Annotated in this window: 13 protein-coding genes; 10 read left to right on the top strand and 3 right to left on the bottom strand. The window is 69.7% G+C overall.

The genetic code is table 11. The features are described from left to right. Positions 1-171: 171 nt before the first annotated feature. Both NBG84_RS26455 and NBG84_RS26450 read left to right on the top strand, forming a co-directional pair. Entirely contained in the window at positions 172-1,008 is an 837-nt protein-coding gene (locus tag NBG84_RS26455) for an AfsR/SARP family transcriptional regulator (RefSeq protein WP_250922110.1), read from the top strand. 495 nt (positions 1,009-1,503) lie between these two features. Next, positions 1,504-2,295, top strand: coding sequence for a thioesterase II family protein (locus tag NBG84_RS26450; protein ID WP_250922109.1), 792 nt, complete (start codon positions 1,504-1,506; stop codon positions 2,293-2,295). A 151-nt stretch (positions 2,296-2,446) separates the two neighbouring features. On the opposite strand, the gene NBG84_RS26445 is transcribed toward NBG84_RS26450, so the two are convergent. Beyond that, positions 2,447-4,075: an MFS transporter gene (locus tag NBG84_RS26445; protein WP_250922108.1), complete on the bottom strand. Its 1,629-nt coding sequence runs from the start codon at positions 4,073-4,075 to the stop codon at positions 2,447-2,449. Positions 4,076-4,253: 178 nt separating this feature from the next. On the opposite strand from NBG84_RS26445, the gene NBG84_RS26440 reads away from it, so the two are divergent. The 7 genes from NBG84_RS26440 (at position 4,254) to NBG84_RS26410 (ending at position 13,167) form a co-directional block, all read left to right on the top strand. Beyond that, positions 4,254-5,474 carry an MFS transporter gene (locus NBG84_RS26440; RefSeq protein WP_250922129.1) on the top strand — a complete coding sequence of 407 codons (1,221 nt, stop codon included), beginning with the start codon at positions 4,254-4,256 and terminating at the stop codon, positions 5,472-5,474. Positions 5,475-5,785: 311 nt separating this feature from the next. Beyond that, positions 5,786-6,847, top strand: coding sequence for a ketoacyl-ACP synthase III family protein (locus NBG84_RS26435; protein WP_250922107.1), 1,062 nt, complete (start codon positions 5,786-5,788; stop codon positions 6,845-6,847). Beyond that, complete coding sequence (locus NBG84_RS26430) at positions 6,844-8,427, top strand: class I adenylate-forming enzyme family protein (protein ID WP_250922106.1); 1,584 nt, start codon at positions 6,844-6,846, stop codon at positions 8,425-8,427. Before NBG84_RS26435 ends, NBG84_RS26430 begins: the two co-directional genes overlap by 4 nt. Continuing rightward, on the top strand, positions 8,417-10,003 hold the full coding sequence (locus tag NBG84_RS26425; protein WP_250922105.1) for a phosphopantetheine-binding protein: 1,587 nt from the start codon (positions 8,417-8,419) through the stop codon (positions 10,001-10,003). Before NBG84_RS26430 ends, NBG84_RS26425 begins: the two co-directional genes overlap by 11 nt. 62 nt (positions 10,004-10,065) lie before the next feature. Beyond that, positions 10,066-11,109, top strand: a complete 1,044-nt coding sequence (locus NBG84_RS26420; RefSeq protein ID WP_250922104.1) for a ketoacyl-ACP synthase III family protein — start codon at positions 10,066-10,068, stop codon at positions 11,107-11,109. 66 nt (positions 11,110-11,175) lie between these two features. Further along, the gene (locus NBG84_RS26415; RefSeq protein WP_250922103.1) at positions 11,176-11,664 is read left to right on the top strand and encodes a hypothetical protein; all 489 of its coding nucleotides are present in this window, start codon (positions 11,176-11,178) and stop codon (positions 11,662-11,664) included. A 258-nt stretch (positions 11,665-11,922) separates the two neighbouring features. After that, entirely contained in the window at positions 11,923-13,167 is a 1,245-nt protein-coding gene (locus tag NBG84_RS26410; protein WP_250922102.1) for a cytochrome P450, read from the top strand. A gap of 82 nt (positions 13,168-13,249) precedes the next feature. Here NBG84_RS26410 and NBG84_RS26405 read toward each other — a convergent pair whose 3' ends face one another. Next, positions 13,250-14,512, bottom strand: a complete 1,263-nt coding sequence (locus NBG84_RS26405; protein ID WP_250922101.1) for an FAD-dependent oxidoreductase — start codon at positions 14,510-14,512, stop codon at positions 13,250-13,252. Positions 14,513-14,605: 93 nt separating this feature from the next. Continuing rightward, a complete protein-coding gene (locus NBG84_RS26400; protein WP_250922100.1) occupies positions 14,606-15,061 on the bottom strand; it encodes an SRPBCC family protein in 456 nt (151 codons plus the stop codon). A gap of 380 nt (positions 15,062-15,441) precedes the next feature. Here NBG84_RS26400 and NBG84_RS26395 point away from each other — a divergent pair, with 380 nt between their 5' ends. Beyond that, positions 15,442-17,640, top strand: coding sequence for an MMPL family transporter (locus tag NBG84_RS26395; protein WP_250922099.1), 2,199 nt, complete (start codon positions 15,442-15,444; stop codon positions 17,638-17,640). Positions 17,641-17,643 lie beyond the last annotated feature (3 nt).

Below are 17,643 nucleotides of genomic sequence, written 5' to 3'. Positions count from 1 at the left end.
GCCGAAAGACAGTGTTCCGTTCATGCCTCACATATGAGTTCTTCATGGCTGGGACCGTCGCGGATTCATATGCGCCCGGTGAACCGATCACTGGGACCGAACCGCCCTGACTGCCATCGTTGGTAGCCCCGGAGGAGAAACCGGGCGGTTGTGGTTGGAAGGGAGTACCAGATGGAGATCCGGGTCCTGGGGCCGCTCGTTGCTCAGCTCGCCCACACATCGGTGGTACCTAGCGCGGCCAAGCCCCGCCAGGTGCTCGCACTACTGGCGCTGCATCCCGGCCAGGTGGTGACGGTGTCCACCCTGTTGGACGAATTGTGGGGAGACGCGCCGCCGCGAACCGCGCCGGCCACCTTGCAGACGTACATCCGGCAGTTGCGCAGGATGCTGGGGGCCGCACTCGACCCCACCGGTGTCCGCGGTCCCAAGGATGTGCTGTGCACCCGCTACGGCGGATACGCGCTGGACGCGGCGGCGGCCGTGGACGCCACCGAGTTCCAGCGGCTGTGTGTGGCCGGACAGACCGCGTTGCGCGAGGGAGCGGACCTGGAGGCCTCGCAGTTGCTGCACCGGGCCCTGTCGCTCTGGCGCGGGCCCGCGCTCGCCGATGTGCAGATCGGTCGGGCACTGGAGGTGGAGACACTACGGCTGGAGGAGACCCGGCTCAGCGCGCTCGATGGACGGATCGAGGCAGATCTGCGGCTGGGTCGCCATGCGGCGCTCCTGGGTGAGTTGACCGCGCTGGCGGCTCAACACCCTTTACACGAGACCGTGCACGCCCAGCTGATGCTGGCGCTGTACCGCTGCGGCCGGCCCTCCCACGCCCTCAGCGCCTACCAACGGCTACGTCGATCGCTCATCAGCGAGTTGGCGTTGGAGCCGTCACCGCGGCTGCAACGGCTTCACCAGGCGATCCTGGCAGCCGACCCCGGTTTGGAACTACCGGACCAGGGTGGGTACGACGGCAGGGTGCGCGGCTTCGGCCGGCTGATACCCGCCTCCGCCTGAACCGAGGACCGGGCCAGGGATGCGGGGGCCCTCCCCCGGCCCGCGCCCTGCTCGATCCCATCCCCGACGGCCGTCCCGCAAGCCGGCGCCGGTCGGCCCTGTGCCCCGGGCCGCAACCCCGTGACGTCACCGGGGCTGCGGCCCGGCTCTCGTTCTCCACCTCGCCGAGCAGGCTCTTCCCCGCTCCGGGCGGGCCACCCGGTGCGGGCTCCGCTCGCTTCGAGGGCGCGGCCCGCTCAGGGATGGCGCCGCTTCCGGCCGTTTGGCGGCCCTTAAGCGATGCTGCCGACCCTGGAAGGTGTTTGGCCGATTCTCCAGCGGTGGTGCTCCGCGGACAGAACGGAAGGGCAGCTACTGCTTCCTTCGTTCCCGTTCCGCTCCGGGCCGTCGCCGTAGGAGCCGGCCGAGCACCCCACCGGGCCCTTCCGCCCAGCTGGCCGCTCCGCGGCCCGGACGCCGGTGGACTTCAGGGCACTGAGAGGAGAACCGGGCACTATGACGCGATATCTGAGGCGCGGTGGGATGGCTCACGGGGGCCGCCTGCGCATGTTCTGCTTTCCCTACGCGGGCGGAGGCGCCTCCGCCTTCGCGGGGTGGCAACGCCGGCTCGGCGCCACCGTGGATGTGCAGCCGGTGCAGCTGCCCGGCCGTGAGGGCCGCATGGCGGAGCCGCGCTTCACCGACCTACCGGCGCTGGTGGCCGATCTGGACGCCGAGATCGGGCCGGAACTCGACCGCCCCCATGTTCTGTTCGGGCACAGCATGGGCGCTCTGATCGCCTTCGCCCTCACCCAGCACCGACGTGCCCTTGGCGCGCGGCTGCCCCTCGCCCTGGTGCTGAGCAGCCACCGAGCACCCCATCTGCCCCCGCCGCCCATCGCGGGGGGCCAGGTCATGGACGACGGTGAACTGGTGCGGGGCCTGTCGGCGCTCGGCGGGCTGCCGCAAGCCCTGCTGGATCGACCGGAGTGGCTCACCGCACTGCTTCCCGTGGTGCGCGGGGATCTGATGGTGTGCACCGGCGCGGGGAGTGTGGATCGTTCTCCCCTGCCGGTTCCCCTCCATGTCTTCGGCGGTGTCGAGGACCGCCTGGTCACCGCCCCCGAGATACGCGAGTGGGCCGCCTACACCACCCGGGAGAGCGAGACGGAGGTACTGCCGGGGGGCCACTTCTTCATCCGGGAGGAGGAGACACTCTTTCTGGACCGGCTCTCGCACCTGCTGCGGCGGTACGAGAACGTGTCAGGCCTGACAGAGCGGGACCTGGTGGGGGCGCCGATCGACTGAGGCACACCCGACGCCTGGGCCGTCCCTCCTGGAGGAGGGACGGCCCAGCGGTCGGATGAGCAGGTCAGCGGGGAACCCGGCGCCCTGACCGACAGCAGCAGCGATCAACCCGCCCGAATGCGTCCGGCCGCCACCAAGGGGCTTCGGTGGCCTACCGGCTGGAGCCCTGATGTACCGTCCGCCCCCGCGCCGCGCCCTTCGGCTCCACCGCGGGAACAGGGGAGAGCGCCGTCCGCGTGGCCACTGTGTCCTCCGTGACCTGCACAGCCGACTTCTCATCGGGCGGACCGCCGCGGCGAGGCATCAGCAGGGCAGCTACCAGCGCACCCAGCGCCACTCCCACTGCTGCTACGACCAGTCCGACTCCGGCGGCCTGGTCGAAGGCCGCTCGTGCGGTCGCCGCGATGTCCTGCCCCGCCGCGCCGCCGGTCCGCTCGGCGAGCCTCAGGGCACTGTCCAGGGTCTGGCCGGCGGTTTCGGGGAGAGCCGACGACGTCACCTCGCTCGTATAGCTGTGGGCGAGCACACTGCCCACCACCGCGACTCCCAGGGCGTTTCCCAGCTCCTGCATGGTCATGTCCAGCGAGCCCGTGGCCCCTGAGCGCTCCGGCGGGACCAACGACATCACCACATCCGTCGTCGGTCCCATGGCCAGTCCGAAGCCGACGCCCGCGAGCAGTAGTCCGATCAGCACCGGTGGATAGCCACTGCCGACCGTTCCCACGATGAGGATGCCAACGCTTCCGGCACCCAGACCGATGGCAACACTGCCACCCGGCCCCACCCTGCGCACCAGCGCCGGACACACCACCGTGCCCAGCAGCACGGCGAACGCGACGGGCATCACCGCCAGGCCCGCCCGGAGCGCTCCGTACCCCAGGGCGAACTGAAGCCGTTGGGTCAGGACGAAGAGAGTGCCGGCCAGTCCGAACATCAACAACAGGATGCTCACGCTCGCCCCGATGAAGGGCGCCCTGCGCAGCAGGTCGAAGTCCACCATCGGGCTCGGGTGCCTGCGCTCCCACAGGACAAAGACAACGCCGGCGACCAACGCCACCAGGAAGCCGGTGATCGGGCCGATCGAGCTCCAGCCGTGCTTGGAGACCTGGATGGTGCCGAACACCAGCCCCACCATGGCGGCCGTGCCCAGGAGCGCGCCGATCGGATCGGGGCGCCTTGGGGTGGAGTTGGACGACTCCGGCAGGAGGAGCGCTCCCGCCACCAGCACAACGGCGACCGGCACGATGTTCACCAGGAAGATCGATCCCCACCAGAAGTGGCCGACGAGAAACCCTCCGACGACCGGTCCGGCCGCGACTCCGAGCGCGGAGGCGCCGCTCCAGATGCCAATGGCCCGAGCTCGCTCCCCCGGTGGAAACACATGGACCAGTACGGCGAGGGTGCCCGGCATGATGAAAGCGGCGCCGAGCCCCATCAGAGCTCGGGCCGCGATCAGTTGTCCGGGGCCGTCCGCGAGCATCCCGACCAGCGAGCCGGCCCCGAAGACCGTGGTTCCGGTCAGGGTGGCCAGCTTGTGTCCATACCGGTCGGAGAGCGTCCCGGCGGTCAACAGGGCGCCGGCGAGGGCCAGCGCGTAGCTGTCCACGATGAACTGGATCTCGCTGATGTCCGCGTCAAGGCTCCGCATCATCTCCGGGATCGCCACATTGAGCAGGCCGTTGTTGAGCACGATCGCGAACAGCGCGAGCGAGAGCACACCGAGCATCCACCAGCGGCGGGGGTCATCGGTGGTGGGGCCGTCCTTGACGGTCGGGTGCATCTGTCGGTCCTCCGTCGATCCGGGACACGCTGGGCGCCTGAAGAATCCGGTGTCACGCTGAAGAGTTGCTTGCGCCCACCGCGCCGCGGACAGCGGCTCAAGCGGGGCTTCAGCGCCGCTCCATACCTTCGCGCCAATGCCGCGCTCGCCCGAGGCGGCGACGCCCGAAGGGGGTGCCATGGAGATCCCGCTGCGGCTGCGGCAAGCCCGCTCAGCCCTGTTGCTGATCTTTCTCGTCCACGGCGCGGTCTTCGCCCTGCTGGTCACCCGGATTCCCGCGATCCAGGACCGGTACGGCCTCAGTGACGCCGCGCTTCCCGCTTTCCTCGCCGCGGTACCGATACTCGCCGGAGTGGGCAGCCTGAGCGCCTCCCGGCTGGTGCGCCGAGTGCCGGCCCCCACGGTGGTGCGGATACTCCAGCCCGTCATCTGCCTCACGCTGGTGGGGGTGGGCACCGGCAGGTCCGTCTGGCATCTCGCGCTGAGCCTGGCCGTGTTCGGGCTGATGGTCGGTGCGCTCGAAGCGACGATGAACATGACCGGAGTGGGGATCCAGAGCGGCTACGGGCGCAGCATCATGCTGCGCTTCCATGGGGCCGCCAGCCTCGGTGGCATCATCGGCGCGTCCCTCGCCTGGGCCGGTGCGCACTGGGACTTCTCGCTCTCCGTCCTCTACACGGTGGCCGTCGCGGTGCTGCTGCCGGTGGGGGTGGCTGCCGGCCCGCGCCTCGCGGGGGTTCCCACCAAGACCGATGTCCCCGCCGCCGCGGGAGCCGCAACACCGGGTCGTCGGGCGGGAGTTCCCTGGAAACCGCTGCTGCCGCTCTGCCTCATCATGGCAGTGGCAGTGGTGGCCGACTCCACCGCGACCAATTGGAGCGCCAAGTTCCTCCAGGACACACTGGGCAGCTCCGAGGCGCTCGCCACGGTCCCGTACAACCTCTACATGGTCGCCACCCTGGTCGGCCGTGGCTTCGGTGATCAGTGGGTACGGCGGTGGGGCGCGGCAACGGTCATCCGGGCGGGTGCGTTGCTCTCGGCGGTGGGATTCTCGGTGATCGCGGCGGCACCGGGGCCTTGGGTCGGGGTGTTTGGCTTCGCGATCCTCGGCGGCGGGCTTTCGGTGATCATCCCTCAGGTGTTCACGGTCGGCGCGCAGCTGCTGCCGGGGTCGTCGGACACCGCTATCGCGCGGATCAATCTCTTCAACTACGTGGGGTTCCTGGTTGGTCCGCCGCTGATCGGGGCCATGGGGGCCGCGGTGTCCTACCGCGCGGCGATGTGCGTGCCCCTGGTGCTGGTCCTCGGTGTGCTGCTGATCGCTCGTTCACTGGTTCCACCGGCACGCCCCGAGCCGTCCACACCGCTCCCCCAGCCGACGGCGACGACCAGCGGCTAGCACCCCGGGGGTGCGCCGAGGCCCAGGCCTCTCCTCGTACGCCGCCCGCTCCTCGCCATGGACGCGATGGTGCCCGGACCAGTCGACCTCGGTCGACGGTCCGGGCATCGCTGCGTCCCCGGCCAACCGCCGGGCCATGGCGCAGCCGACTCCGCGCCCCACCACAGCGCTCGCCCCCCTACCACGCCTTTAGCAGGCCCAAAGCGCGAAAGCGGACGATCCCCGCGAGGGCGGACCCCGGGCTGTGACCGCCCACCGCGGATGCGGCGGTGGCGCCGCCCGCGGGAGAGCTCACTGACGATGGGAGAACCATGCGCTGGGATAGCGTTTTTGTGGCGGGAACGGGTGCCTGGCTCCCCGAACCGTTTCCCGCCCACGCCGCCGTGGAAGCGGGCGAGTACGACCCGGAGCAGTTCGAGGCCGACGGCCTGCTCTCCGTCCGGGTGGCCGACGACGATGTCGCACCACCCGATATGGCCGTCCAGGCCGCGACCACGGCGCTGAAGCGATCGGGGCTCGACCCGGAGACCGTACGACTGCTGCTGCACAACTACGTCTGGTTCCAGGGTCAGACGATGTGGCCGGTGGCCTCCTACATCGCCGACCACGCGGTCCATTGGGGTGTACCGGCCTTCGAGGTCAAGCAGGAGTGCAACGCGGCGGTGAGTTCGCTGGAGCTCGCCGCCCGCCATCTGAGCACCGAGCCCGAGGCGGCGGCGGCTGTGCTCACCACCGCGGACCGCTTCGCCGAGCCGCTCATCCACCGCTGGAGCGCCGAAGCCGGTCTGGTCTATGCCGACGGCGGCACCGCGCTCGTGCTCTCCAACCGTGCCGGCTTCGCCCGGGTGCTGTCGACCGCCACCCGCGCTGACAACCGGATGGAGGCGGTGGCCCGTGGCGCGGGTCTGACCCCGCTGCCCACGGACGAGCCCTATGACCACGCGGCCCGTTTCGCCCACTACCTTCGTGCTCAGGGCAATATGCGCGAGGCTTCCGAGCGACTGATCGCCATGGTGATCGGAGCGGTCGACGACGCCCTGACCGACGCGGACACCGAGCGCGGCGATATCGCCTGGGCCGTCATCCCGACCGGGGGCCGCAGCAAGATGCAGTGGCAGGCGGAACAGCTCCTCGGGGTGCCGGCGGAGCGGACCACCTGGGAGTTCGGCCGGCGCACGGGACATCTGGGCGCGGGCGATCAGTTCGCGGCGCTCAACGATCTCGCCGAGCGGGGGGAACTGAAGCCCGGGGACAAGGTGCTGATGCTCTCCGCCGGACCTGGCACCGCCAGCTGCGCCGTGCTGGAGATCACCGCCGCCCCCCTCTGGGCCGCCCCCGCCCCCCTCGCTCACGAACCGGAGCCGCAGTCATGACCACGCTCGCGCCCCTCGCGTACCCCGCGTCGGCGGTGATTGACAACGCCCTGGGCACCGACACGGCCCCCTTGGTCGAGAACGCCGCCGAGGTGTTCCTGACCGCGGCCGTCGCCGCCCGCCCCGACTACCCCGCCGTGCGGGACCGCTACGGAGTATGGACCTATGACGAACTCGACGCCGCCGCGGACTCCTTCAGCCGCGTACTCCAGGGGTACGGCGTGGGCCCGGGCGACCGGGTGCTCGCCCGGGTCGGCAGCGTCCGCGAGTTCACCGCACTGCTGTACGGCACCTGGCGAAGGGGAGCCGTCCTGGTCCCGATCAACCCGGGGATGAAGGCGTTCCACCTCAAGGCGGTGCTCACCGACTCCGCACCCGCGCTGATCGTGGTGGAGGAAGCCGAGCGATCGGGCGCCGACGGCCTTCCGTGGCCGGCTCAGGTGCCGGTCGCCGTGTTGTCCGAGGTGGATCTGTCCGGGCCCGCCGACCCGGGGTCCCGTACCCAGGTCAAGGTGCCCGCCGACCGCCTCTCGCTCCTTATCTACACCTCGGGCAGCACCTCCGCGCCCAAGGCGGTGGCCTGCCCCCACGGTCCGGTGGCGTTCGCGGCCCGCGCCGTGGCGGCCCGACTCAACTACCGCCCGGATGACACCGTACTCACCGCCGTACCCCTGTCCTTCGACTACGGTCTCTATCAGATCCTGCTCACCGCACTGGCCGGCGCGGAACTGCTGCTGTCCGGCCCGGCCGATCACGCCCGGCTGCTGGGCTTCGCGCGTGACCACGGCGCGACGGTGGTCCCGCTGGTGCCGTCGCTCGGTGAACTCCTGGTACGGCTCACCGCCCGCGATCAGCAGTCCACCCGGATCAGGCTGTTCACCAACACCGGCGCCGCACTCAACGCACCCCTCATCGCCGCACTCCGAGAGGCGTTCCCCGGGGCGGCCGTCGCCCCCATGTACGGCACCACCGAGTGCAAGCGGATCACGATCCTGGAGCCGGACGGCGACCTGGCCAGACCCGGTTCCGTAGGGCCCGCGCTGCCCGGCACCCAGGTCCTCGCGCTGGACGACGACGGGCGACCGCTGGGGCCCCATCAGATCGGTGAACTGGTCGTTCGCGGCCCGCACGTCATGGCGGGCTACTGGCAGGCCCCGGAGCCCACCGCGCTGCGCTTTCGGCACTCCCCTGACACCGGTGTCACCCTGCACACCGGTGACTACGGCTGGCTGGACGAGGACGGCCATGTCTACTTCCAGGGCCGCCGGGACGACCTGTTCAAGCGTCGTGGCTCCCGGATGAGTTCGGTGGAGATCGAGGCGGCCACCCTGGACATCGAGGGAGTACGGGAGGCCGCGCTGCTGGTCCCCGAGGACGACCGGGACATGGTGCTCTTCGTCGTCGGCGAGGACGATCGGCTGACCGACGAGCAGGTGTTGCTACGACTCGGTGACCGGCTCGAAGCCGCGAAGGTGCCGGACATCTGCCATGTGCTGACGGCCCTCCCCCTCACCCCCAACGGCAAGACCGACCGCAAGGAGCTGCGTCGACAGCTCGTGGAGGGCACCCATGGCGACTGACCGGGACCTCATCGAGGGCTTGATCGAGCGGTACGGCAGCCCGCTGTACCTCTATGACCTGGGCCGCGTCCGCTCGGCGCTGGAAGATCTACGGGCGGCACTGCCCCAGCCCAGCCGTATCTACTACTCGCTCAAGGCCAATCCGCACCCGGGTCTCGTCGCAGAACTGCGCCGGGGCGGGGCGCGGGCCGAGGTGACATCGCGTGGGGAGCTGGCCGCGGCGCTGGAGGCGGGGCATCCGGCGGCCGAGCTGATGTACTCCGGTCCCGGCAAGGTGCGTTCGGAGTTGGACGAGGCGATCGCCGTGGGGATGCGGACGTTCTCCACCGAGTCGTTCGGTGATCTGGAGCGGATCGGTGCGGCTGCCGCCGCGCAGGGCGTCATCGCCGACTGCGTACTGCGGATCAACGCCGCTGGCGCGCCCGGGCAGGGCGGGCTGAGGATGACGGGCGGGCCGTCCCAGTTCGGGTTCGACCTGGATGGACTGATCAGCGAGCGCTCCCGGCTGCTGGCCGAGGGCACTCGGATCGTGGGGATGCACTTCTTCCCCCTCACCAACGCCCGGGATGAGGACGGGCTCCACGCCGAGCTCGCCAACAGCGTCCGCACCGCGGCCAGGCTCCGCGATGAACTCGGCATCCCGCTGCATCTGCTGGACCTCGGCGGCGGGTTCGCGGCCCCGTACGCGACACCCGGGGAACGGCCCGTCTACCAGGGGCTGCGGACCTCACTGACCGCGGTGCTCGACGAACATCTGCCCGGCTGGCGCGACGGCGAGCCCGTCATCGCCTTTGAGTCAGGGCGCTATCTCGTCGGTGACAGCGGCCGACTGGTGACCACGGTCACCGATGTCAAGCACAGCAAGGGCAGCGACTACGCGGTGCTCGATTCCGGGATCAACCATCTGGGCGGGCTTTCGGGCCTGGGCCGGCTGCTGCCCCTCTCGGCCCAGCCGCTGACCGCGGCCCCGCAGGGCGCTGAGAGGGCCGGCCCCGCGACCGTCACACTGGCCGGACCGCTGTGCACACCGGCCGATGTGCTGGCGCGCGCCGCCGAACTGCCCGGGGTGCGCCCGGGCGATCGGCTGGTCTTCCCGCATGTGGGGGCCTACGGCCTATCGGCGAGCCTGCTGGGGTTCCTCGGCCATCCGGCACCCGCCGAGATTCTGCTCGACGGCGACAAGACCGTCTCCGCGACCCGTCTGGCACTGCGACGCCATGTGGTCGAACCCCTTGCCGGACCTGCCACGAAGGACACCACAGCCATGGCCGACACTCCCCTGTCCACGACGATCGACGCCCCCGCCACCGCCCCCGCCTGGGACCAGGAGTACGAGGAGCTGCTGCACGACGTGCTGCCGCGGCTCGCCGCCAAGGGGCCGCTGCGCTCCGACAGCAGCCTCAAGGCGGCGGGCCTTGACTCCATGGCCATGGTGGAGGTCCTGGTGCGGGTGGAGTCGGCGTACGGCATCTCCATCCCCGACAGCGAACTGGTTCCCGCGACCTTCGCCACCCCCGCCTCGCTCTGGCATGTGGTGTCGTCCCTGCGGGAACAGGCCGTCGGCCCGGCTGCCTGATCGAACGGCCGGCCTCGGCCGGCACCAGTTGAGGCCGGCACGGTAGAGAAAGAGGAGACTTCATGCGTTGGGAAGGCGTGTTTGTCGCGGGGACCGGTGTGTGGTTGGGTGAGCCCGAACTCGCCCGTACCGCAGTGGAGTCGGGGGTGTACAACCCGGAGCAGCACGCGGCGGACGACATCATCTCCGTGTCCGTCGCCGATGAGTCGATGGCTCCCCCGGACATGGCCGTCCATGCCGCAACGACCGCTCTCAAGCGCTCGGGGCTGGACGCGTCGGATGTGGAGCTGCTGATCCACAGCAGCATCTGGTTCCAGGGCGTGGAGATGTGGCCCGCCGCCTCCTATGTGGCGGGCCATGCCCTGGGTACCGGGGTGACTGCTTTCGGTCTTGAGCAGGAGTGCAACGGTGGCCTTGGCGCACTGGAGGTCGCGGCCCGCCAGGTGGCCGCCCGGCCCGGGGCGGGCGCGGCGATGGTGACGACGGCGGACCGCTTCGGTGCGCCGCTGGTCCAGCGCTGGAGCAGTGAGCCCGGCTTTGTGTACGGCGACGCGGGGACGGCCCTGTTGCTGTCCGCGCGCGGTGGTTTCGCCCGGCTGCTGTCCACGGCGAGCGGCTCGGACAACTCCCTTGAGGCAGTGGTTCGGGGACCTGCGTTGAAGCCGCTGCCCTCCGGTGGCCCGCTGGATCTGCTGGGGCGCGTCGGCCACTATGTGCGTACGCGGGGCAGTGTGCGGGAGGCGACGGAGAAGGTGGCGGCGGTGGTCAACACCGTGGTGGACACCGCGTTGGCCGATGCGGGCATCGGCAGGGCGGATGTCGCCCGGGTGGTGACGCTGGCCAGTGGGCGGGCCCGCCTTGAGTGGCAGCTGCCCCAGCTGTTGGGCCTGCCGGTGGAGCTCTCCACCTGGGAGTTCGCCCGTAGGGCTGGTCATCTGGGCGCTGGCGACCAGATCGCCGGCTTCAATGATCTGGTGGAGCGCGGTGAGCTCGGTGGCGGAGACCGGGTGCTGTTCGTGGGCGGTGGCTCGGGCTTCAGCTGCACCTGCGCGGTGGTGGAGATCGTCGACGCTCCGCAGTGGGATTCGGCCGGCACGGATCGCTGATGGTGGGCGCGCCGCTGCTGCCTGCGGCTTCAGCGGCGCTCCAGCGGCCGGGCGCATACTGCGCTGTTGGACCGCTTCCGTTCCAACGCCGGGTTCGCCGCCCTGGCTGAATGCCTCGAAACTGGGGAGAATCGCATGGTGATGATGACCGACCGTACCGGTGCCACCAGGAGTTCCACGTCCGGCCCGGTGCGTGTCGCCTGGGGAGTGCTCGGGGCTCTGCTCCTGATCTGGGATGTGTTCGAGGTGGTGAAGCACACGGGCTGGGTGATCCCGGCCGCCGCGCTGGGCGCGGTGCTTCCCGATCTCTCCCGGCTCGCCGGGCTGGGTCAGGAGCACCAGCAGGGTCAACTGCCCCGTCGAGCCGTGCCGTTGTACAACCTGCTGCACCAGCCCTTGATCCCGTTCGCCATCATGGTCGTCTTCTCGTTCCTCGGTGATGCGCCCGAGGACATCGCGGCGCCCTTCACCTTCGGTATGTCCTGGCTGACCAACATCGCGCTGGCCCGAGCGATGGGCTTTGGCCAGCGCACATCGGACGGCTGGGTGCGCTGAGGCGTCGACACCGTCCCGCCGACGCCGGCCTCCCCGTGCGCAACCCCGCCGGCGTGGCACCACGGCAGGTCCGCAGCTCTCCCCCGGGAGGTGCGGACCTGCTGGTCGTTGACGCGGCGGTGTGGCCGCGTCGGGTAGCCGGGCGGGCTTCAACCTGGCGGTACAGCGGCTCTTTATCCGGGCACAAGCCGCCACTGGGACGCTCACCTGACAGGGGCGCAGTGCCCGTCTGACTACCGATCCCATGGAGGCCACACGATGGACACCGCCTCGCCGGCCCCGGCCCCGGCCGAGTCCGAGACCGAGACCGAGACCGAGCTCCAGTACCCCTTCCCCCGCCCCTCGGCGGTGGAGGTGCCGCCCGTCTACCAGAAGCTGCGCGGTGAGTGCCCCGTGGCCAAGGTCCGGTTGCCCAGCGGTGATGACGGCTATGTGGTCAGCCGGTACGACGATGTCCGCACCGTCCTGTCCGACCTGAGGTTCAGCCGGGCGGCCATGCTCGCCGAAGGAGCCCCCCGGCTGACGGCGGCCCCGCCCATGGGCGGCAGCCTCTTCACCATGGACCCGCCCGAGCACACCAGACTGCGCAAGCTGGTCTCCCGGGAGTTCACCGCGCGCCGGGTGCACAATCTGCGTCCGCGCATCCAGGAGATGACGGACGAGCTGCTGGACCAGATGGAGCAGCTCTCCCCACCGGTGGACCTCAACCCGGTCTTTGCCTTCCCCCTGCCGGTGATGGTCATCTGCGAGCTCCTCGGTGTGCCCTTCGAGGATCGCGACCGATTCCGTGGCTGGTCCGACGCCTTTGTGTCGCTCACTTCGCACACCGCGGAGGAGGTGATGGAGCAGCGGATGTCGATGGTGCAGTACCTCGCCGAGCTGGTGCAGCGCAAGCGCGAGGAACCCACCGATGATCTGATGGGCGCTCTGGTCTCCGTACATGACGAGGACGGTGAGCGGCTCAGCGAGATCGAGCTGATCACCATGGGCATCACCCTGCTGGTCGCCGGGCACGAGACCACGGTCAGCATGATCGGCACCTGTGTGCTGACCCTGCTGCGCCACCCCGAGTACCTGGCGGCGCTGCGGGAGAACCCCGAGACGATCGACCATGTGGTGGAGGAGCTGCTGCGGCTCAACCCCATCGGCGACGGCGGTCCGTTCCGTATCACCCTGGAGGATGTGGAGATAGCGGACACCACCATCCCCGCGGGCAGTGGTGTGATCGCGGCGGTCTGCTCCGCCAACCAGGACCCGGACCGCTTCGGGCACTCCCCCGGTGAGTTCGACCCGGCCAGGCCGACGGCCACCTCCCACCTCGCTTTCGGCCACGGTGCGCACTTCTGCCTCGGGGCCGCTCTCGCCCGCGCCGAGCTTCAGATCGCCATCTCCTCACTGATCCGCAGATTCCCCGACCTGGCCCTCGCGGACGAGGTCGGCAATCTGAAGATGACCAGCGGAATGATGGTTCACGCACTGAGCGGGATGCCCGTCACCTGGTGATGTGCTTTCGGTGTCACACACCACTGCCCGGGCCCCTTTCGGAGGGGACCCGGGCAGTGGTGTGTGAGCGGTGCGAACCGCGTTACACGCGGGGGCTGGGACGTTGGGCGATGCGCCGGGCGACGATCGGGCCCGGCTGTTGGACCTGGAAGTAGGCCCTGGCCAGGACCCGGTGTTGGAGTGCCCGATTGCGGTCGACCACCCGGTAGAGCGAGCGGCGTACCGCGCCGCCGACCTTGCCGTCGAGGGCGAAGAGCCGTTCCTGGCGCAGTTGCAGGCCACGGGAGCGGCGTACCGCCTCCTCCCTGCTCCGCTGGAACTCCTCGCCGGCCCGCCCGAGCGCCGCGGGTGAACCGCCGTCGGCAAAGGCCTGCTCGACCAGGGGAGCCAGGGTGACGGCGTCGATGATGGCGTGGTTGACGCCCTGGCCCAGAATCGGTGTGAGCGTGTGGGCGGCATCGCCCATCAGTACGAGGCCGGGCATGGACCATCGGGGCACCACGGTGGTGAAGATGTCCAGCATGGAGGTCTCCGACCAGCTGCGCACCACCTCCCGAACGGTGTCCGACAGTTCAGGGGCGAGCCGGTCGAGTCGCTCGTGGAGGGCCGAAAGCCCCTGGGAGCGCAGATCGCGTAGACCGCCCTTGGGGATGTTCATGCCCACCCGGACGCTGTCGGGGTGGGTGGGTATGAACAGTCCGTGCTCACCGCCACGGATGCGGATGCGATAGGTGTTGCTGTCCCATTCGGCGGGGAAGGGAAGCCGCATCCAGATCACATCGCGATCCAGCGGCAGCTTCTCATAGGGCAGTTGCGACATCTCGCGGACTTTGCTGAAGCGTCCGTCCGCGGCCACCGTCAAAGCGGCGTTGACGGTGATCTCGCCGCGGGGCGTACGGACGCGCACACCGGTCACCGCACCGCTCTCGCCGCCCTCCCGCAGCAGACCCACCGCGGTGGCCGATTGCAGCAGGGTGAAGCCGTCATGCTCGCGGCCGGCCGCGGCGAGTGCGGACAGCAGCGCGGGCTGGGGCAGCTCCACGGGGTAGGGGTGCGGGTAGTCGTAGTCGGCGAAGTTGGTGCGCATCACCGTACTGCCGGAGTCGATGATCTCCATATGGTGCATTTGGGCGTACTCGCCTTCGAGGCGGTCGAGCAGTCCCAACTGGTCGAGCAGCCATACCGAGTCGGGTGAGACCGACTCACCGCGGAACGAGCGGTTGAAGTGCCCGCTCTGTTCCAGAACCACCACCGAAACGGAGCGTTTGGCCAGCTCCATGGCGAGTGTGAGCCCGGCCGGCCCTCCTCCGACCACGCACACCTGTGCGGTCAGCTCTGCTGTCATCGTTTTGCTGCCTCTCCAGCGGGAGTCATGGTCCCTCGATCGTCGGCTGGCCGGCTAAAGCTCTCCTTGCAGCCGGACCGAGGGGCGCTGGGGTCAGTCCACCGGCCGGACGGGAGCATGCACCGACTCCACCCGGTGCTTCAGCGCGTCGGTGAGGGCCTTGAAGCCCTGCTCCGAGGGGTTGATGATCGAACCGGACAGCGGCACCAGAATTCCACTGAAGCGCTCGCTCTGGACGACCTGGGTACCACCGTGCAGAGCACGCAGCTCGAAGGTGTGCACACCGTCGAAGATCCCCGGTACACCCAACCGGCCCCGCCAACGCAGCAGCCGACCCGGCTCGCTCTCCAACACGGTCGGCTTGAACTCCATCTCCCGGCCGCCATCGGGCAACCGCAGCCGCAGGGTGAGCTGGGTACCCGGCACCGCCCGCCCATCGGCCGCGATCAGAAAGGGATTCCACTCATGGAATCGCGCGAAGTCGGTGAGCACCTCCCACACCTGGTCGGGGGTGGCGGCTATGTGCACGGCAGAGGAGATACGGCGCATGGGAAGTCCTTCCTGATGTGGACGAAGGTGCATGGGATGGCGGGGGGGGATCGCGCGGGAGCTGCAACCGCGCTTTCTCGCGGCCGAGTTGACGCTCATGACGGATCGTTCAGGGCATGCGGAGAGTGACGCTACCGGGGTACTCGGGCCGACGCCGCCCCGCTGAGGGGCGGCTACAGCGATTCCTTAGCGCCGCACCCCACGGTCACCCCGGACGCTCCAGTGAAATTACAGAGCCTTGCCCCACGATGGACGCTGCGCGGGCCGTACGTGCTCTGCCCTTCGGTAGGCGTTTGACGCGAGCCGTCCACGCGCCCCTTCGTCCCCACCCCCCTCCTCCGTGCCGACCCGGCGGTCGGTTCGATGGAAGGAAGGAAGCCATGTTCTCCGCTCTGGGCTCGGCCCTCCACCGCCGACGGATCGCCGTTCTGTTATTGGCGCTTCTGGTCACCGTGCTGGCCACTGCCTATGGCGGCAGTGTGTCGGAGAAGCTCTCCAACGGTCTCTCCGACTACGACGACCCGGGCGGCGGCAATGTCGTGGCCCGGGAGACGATCGCCAAGGCGACCGGTGTCGACCCTCAGCAGGGCTATCTGCTGCTGGTGCGCACCGATGAGTCGCTGAAGGCGAACACTGCCCCGCCTGCGGCGGTAAAGGCCGCGGGCGAGCTGCTGCGCTCCCGCTCCGAGGTCAAGGACGTCATCGACTACACCTCCGACGCCGGCTCGGCACTGGTCTCCAAGGACGGGCGCAGCACCGTGGTCGTCGGTGCGGTGCGCACCATGTCGTACCAGGAGAGCGTGGAGGCGGAGGAAGAGCTCCAGCGGGCCATCAAGGACGACCCGGTGCTGAAGGACCGTACCTGGCTCGGTGGTTCCACCGCCGGCCATGTCCAGGTGGCCAAGGTGTCGGACGAGGATGTGACCCAGGCGGAGATGATCGCCGCGCCGATCATCCTGGTGGTGCTCTTCCTGGTCTTCCGCGGACTCGTGGCGGCGTTCGTACCGCTGCTGGGTGGCATTGTCTCGCTGCTGCTCACCATGGCGGGCCTGCGTCTGACCACGGACTTCATGAATGTGTCCGCCGGCGCGATGAGTCTGTCGTTCGCCCTGGGGCTCGGACTCTCCATCGACTTCGGGCTACTGATCGTCTCGCGTTTCCGAGATGAACTGGCCGCGCAGCAAGACCGAGGGGCCGCGGTACGGCAGACCGTTGCCACCGCGGGCCGAACCGTTCTGTTCAGCGCGCTGACCGTGGCCGCGGCACTGGCCGCGCTCACTGCCTTCCCCCATCCGTATCTCCGTTCCATGGGTCTCGCCGGTGTGATCACCGTGCTGTCCGCCGCCCTGTTCGCCCTGGTGGGACTGCCGGCTCTGCTCGCGGTCCTCGGCCATCGGATCAACTCGCTGGCGCCGCGCCGCTGGCAGCGCTCGGCGGGTACGGCGGCGGCCACCGAGGGTCGCTGGCACCGGATGGCCTCCGCGGTGATGCGTCGTCCCGCGATCTTCGCGGTGGTCGCCACGGCCATTCTGCTGCTGATCGCGTCCCCGCTCGCCGGGGTGCGATTCACCGGCGTGGACCCGGCGCTGCTGCCCAAGGAGACCAGTGCCGGCCAGGTGGCCGCGGTACTGGAGAAGGAGTACGACGACCCGGGCACCGCACCGCTGCAGATCGTGCTCAACACGGGGGACGGCGCCCCCGACACGTCCCGGCTCAATGAGTACGTGGAGCAGATCAAGGCCGTCGCCGGTGTGGAGGCCGTGGCCGCGCCCTTCAAGCTGGACGGGCGGCATTGGGAGATCGACGCCGTAGTGGCGGGGAACCCGCTGGATGACCGGGCGCAGAAGTCCGTTGAGGCCGTGGAGGACCTGAAGGCGCCCTACTCCGCCGCCTACACCGGTGTGACGGCTGACTTCCTGGCGCAGCGGGCGACGATCGGTGACAACCTCCCCCTCGCCGGTGCCATTCTGGCCGGTGTCACCCTGCTGCTGCTGTTCGCCTTCTCGGGCGCTGTGGTGCTGCCCCTGATGGCGCTGGTGATGAACCTGCTCTCGACGAGTGCCGCGTTCGGCTTCCTGGTCTGGGTCTTCCAGGACGGCAACCTCGGCTTCTCCGCCCAGAACGGTCTGGAGGCCACCACACCGCTGCTGGTCTTCGCGCTGGCGTTCGGTCTCTCCACTGACTACAACGTGTTCCTGCTGAGTCGGATCAAGGAGGCACGCGCCCAGGGCATGGACGATCGGGCCGCGGTGGCCCACGGCCTCTCGCAGACCGGCTCCATCGTGACATCGGCCGCCATCTTGTTCTGTGTGCCGGTGGGTGCGCTGGCGCTGTCCCGGCTGGTCTTCATCCAGGAGTTGGGGCTCGGTGCCGCGTTCGCGGTACTGCTCGACGCCACCCTGGTACGGGCGCTCCTCGTGCCATCGCTGATGGCGCTGCTCGGTGCGGCCAGCTGGTGGGCCCCGGCTCCGCTGCGCAAGCTGCACCGGGCGGTCTTCCCGCACCGCACGAAGACTCCGCAGCCCGCGGTCTCCGACGAACCCGAGGCACGCAAGGCTGCCGTCGCACCCGTGGGCTAGCTC

Origin of the sequence: Streptomyces albipurpureus (assembly GCF_023701525.1) — a bacterium.
Taxonomy (GTDB): Bacteria; Actinomycetota; Actinomycetes; order Streptomycetales; family Streptomycetaceae; genus Streptomyces; species Streptomyces albipurpureus.
This window is presented reverse-complemented; position numbering and strand designations above follow the sequence as displayed.

Bases quoted from the DNA above. Each gene is read 5' to 3' on its own strand.
- NBG84_RS26455 (WP_250922110.1), top strand. From the start codon at position 172: ATGGAGATCCGGGTCCTGGGGCCGCTCGTTGCTCAGCTCGCCCACACA.
- NBG84_RS26450 (WP_250922109.1), top strand. From the start codon at position 1,504: ATGACGCGATATCTGAGGCGCGGTGGGATGGCTCACGGGGGCCGCCTG.
- NBG84_RS26445 (WP_250922108.1), bottom strand. From the start codon at position 4,075: ATGCACCCGACCGTCAAGGACGGCCCCACCACCGATGACCCCCGCCGC.
- NBG84_RS26440 (WP_250922129.1), top strand. From the start codon at position 4,254: ATGGAGATCCCGCTGCGGCTGCGGCAAGCCCGCTCAGCCCTGTTGCTG.
- NBG84_RS26435 (WP_250922107.1), top strand. From the start codon at position 5,786: ATGCGCTGGGATAGCGTTTTTGTGGCGGGAACGGGTGCCTGGCTCCCC.
- NBG84_RS26430 (WP_250922106.1), top strand. From the start codon at position 6,844: ATGACCACGCTCGCGCCCCTCGCGTACCCCGCGTCGGCGGTGATTGAC.
- NBG84_RS26425 (WP_250922105.1), top strand. From the start codon at position 8,417: ATGGCGACTGACCGGGACCTCATCGAGGGCTTGATCGAGCGGTACGGC.
- NBG84_RS26420 (WP_250922104.1), top strand. From the start codon at position 10,066: ATGCGTTGGGAAGGCGTGTTTGTCGCGGGGACCGGTGTGTGGTTGGGT.
- NBG84_RS26410 (WP_250922102.1), top strand. From the start codon at position 11,923: ATGGACACCGCCTCGCCGGCCCCGGCCCCGGCCGAGTCCGAGACCGAG.
- NBG84_RS26405 (WP_250922101.1), bottom strand. From the start codon at position 14,512: ATGACAGCAGAGCTGACCGCACAGGTGTGCGTGGTCGGAGGAGGGCCG.
- NBG84_RS26400 (WP_250922100.1), bottom strand. From the start codon at position 15,061: ATGCGCCGTATCTCCTCTGCCGTGCACATAGCCGCCACCCCCGACCAG.
- NBG84_RS26395 (WP_250922099.1), top strand. From the start codon at position 15,442: ATGTTCTCCGCTCTGGGCTCGGCCCTCCACCGCCGACGGATCGCCGTT.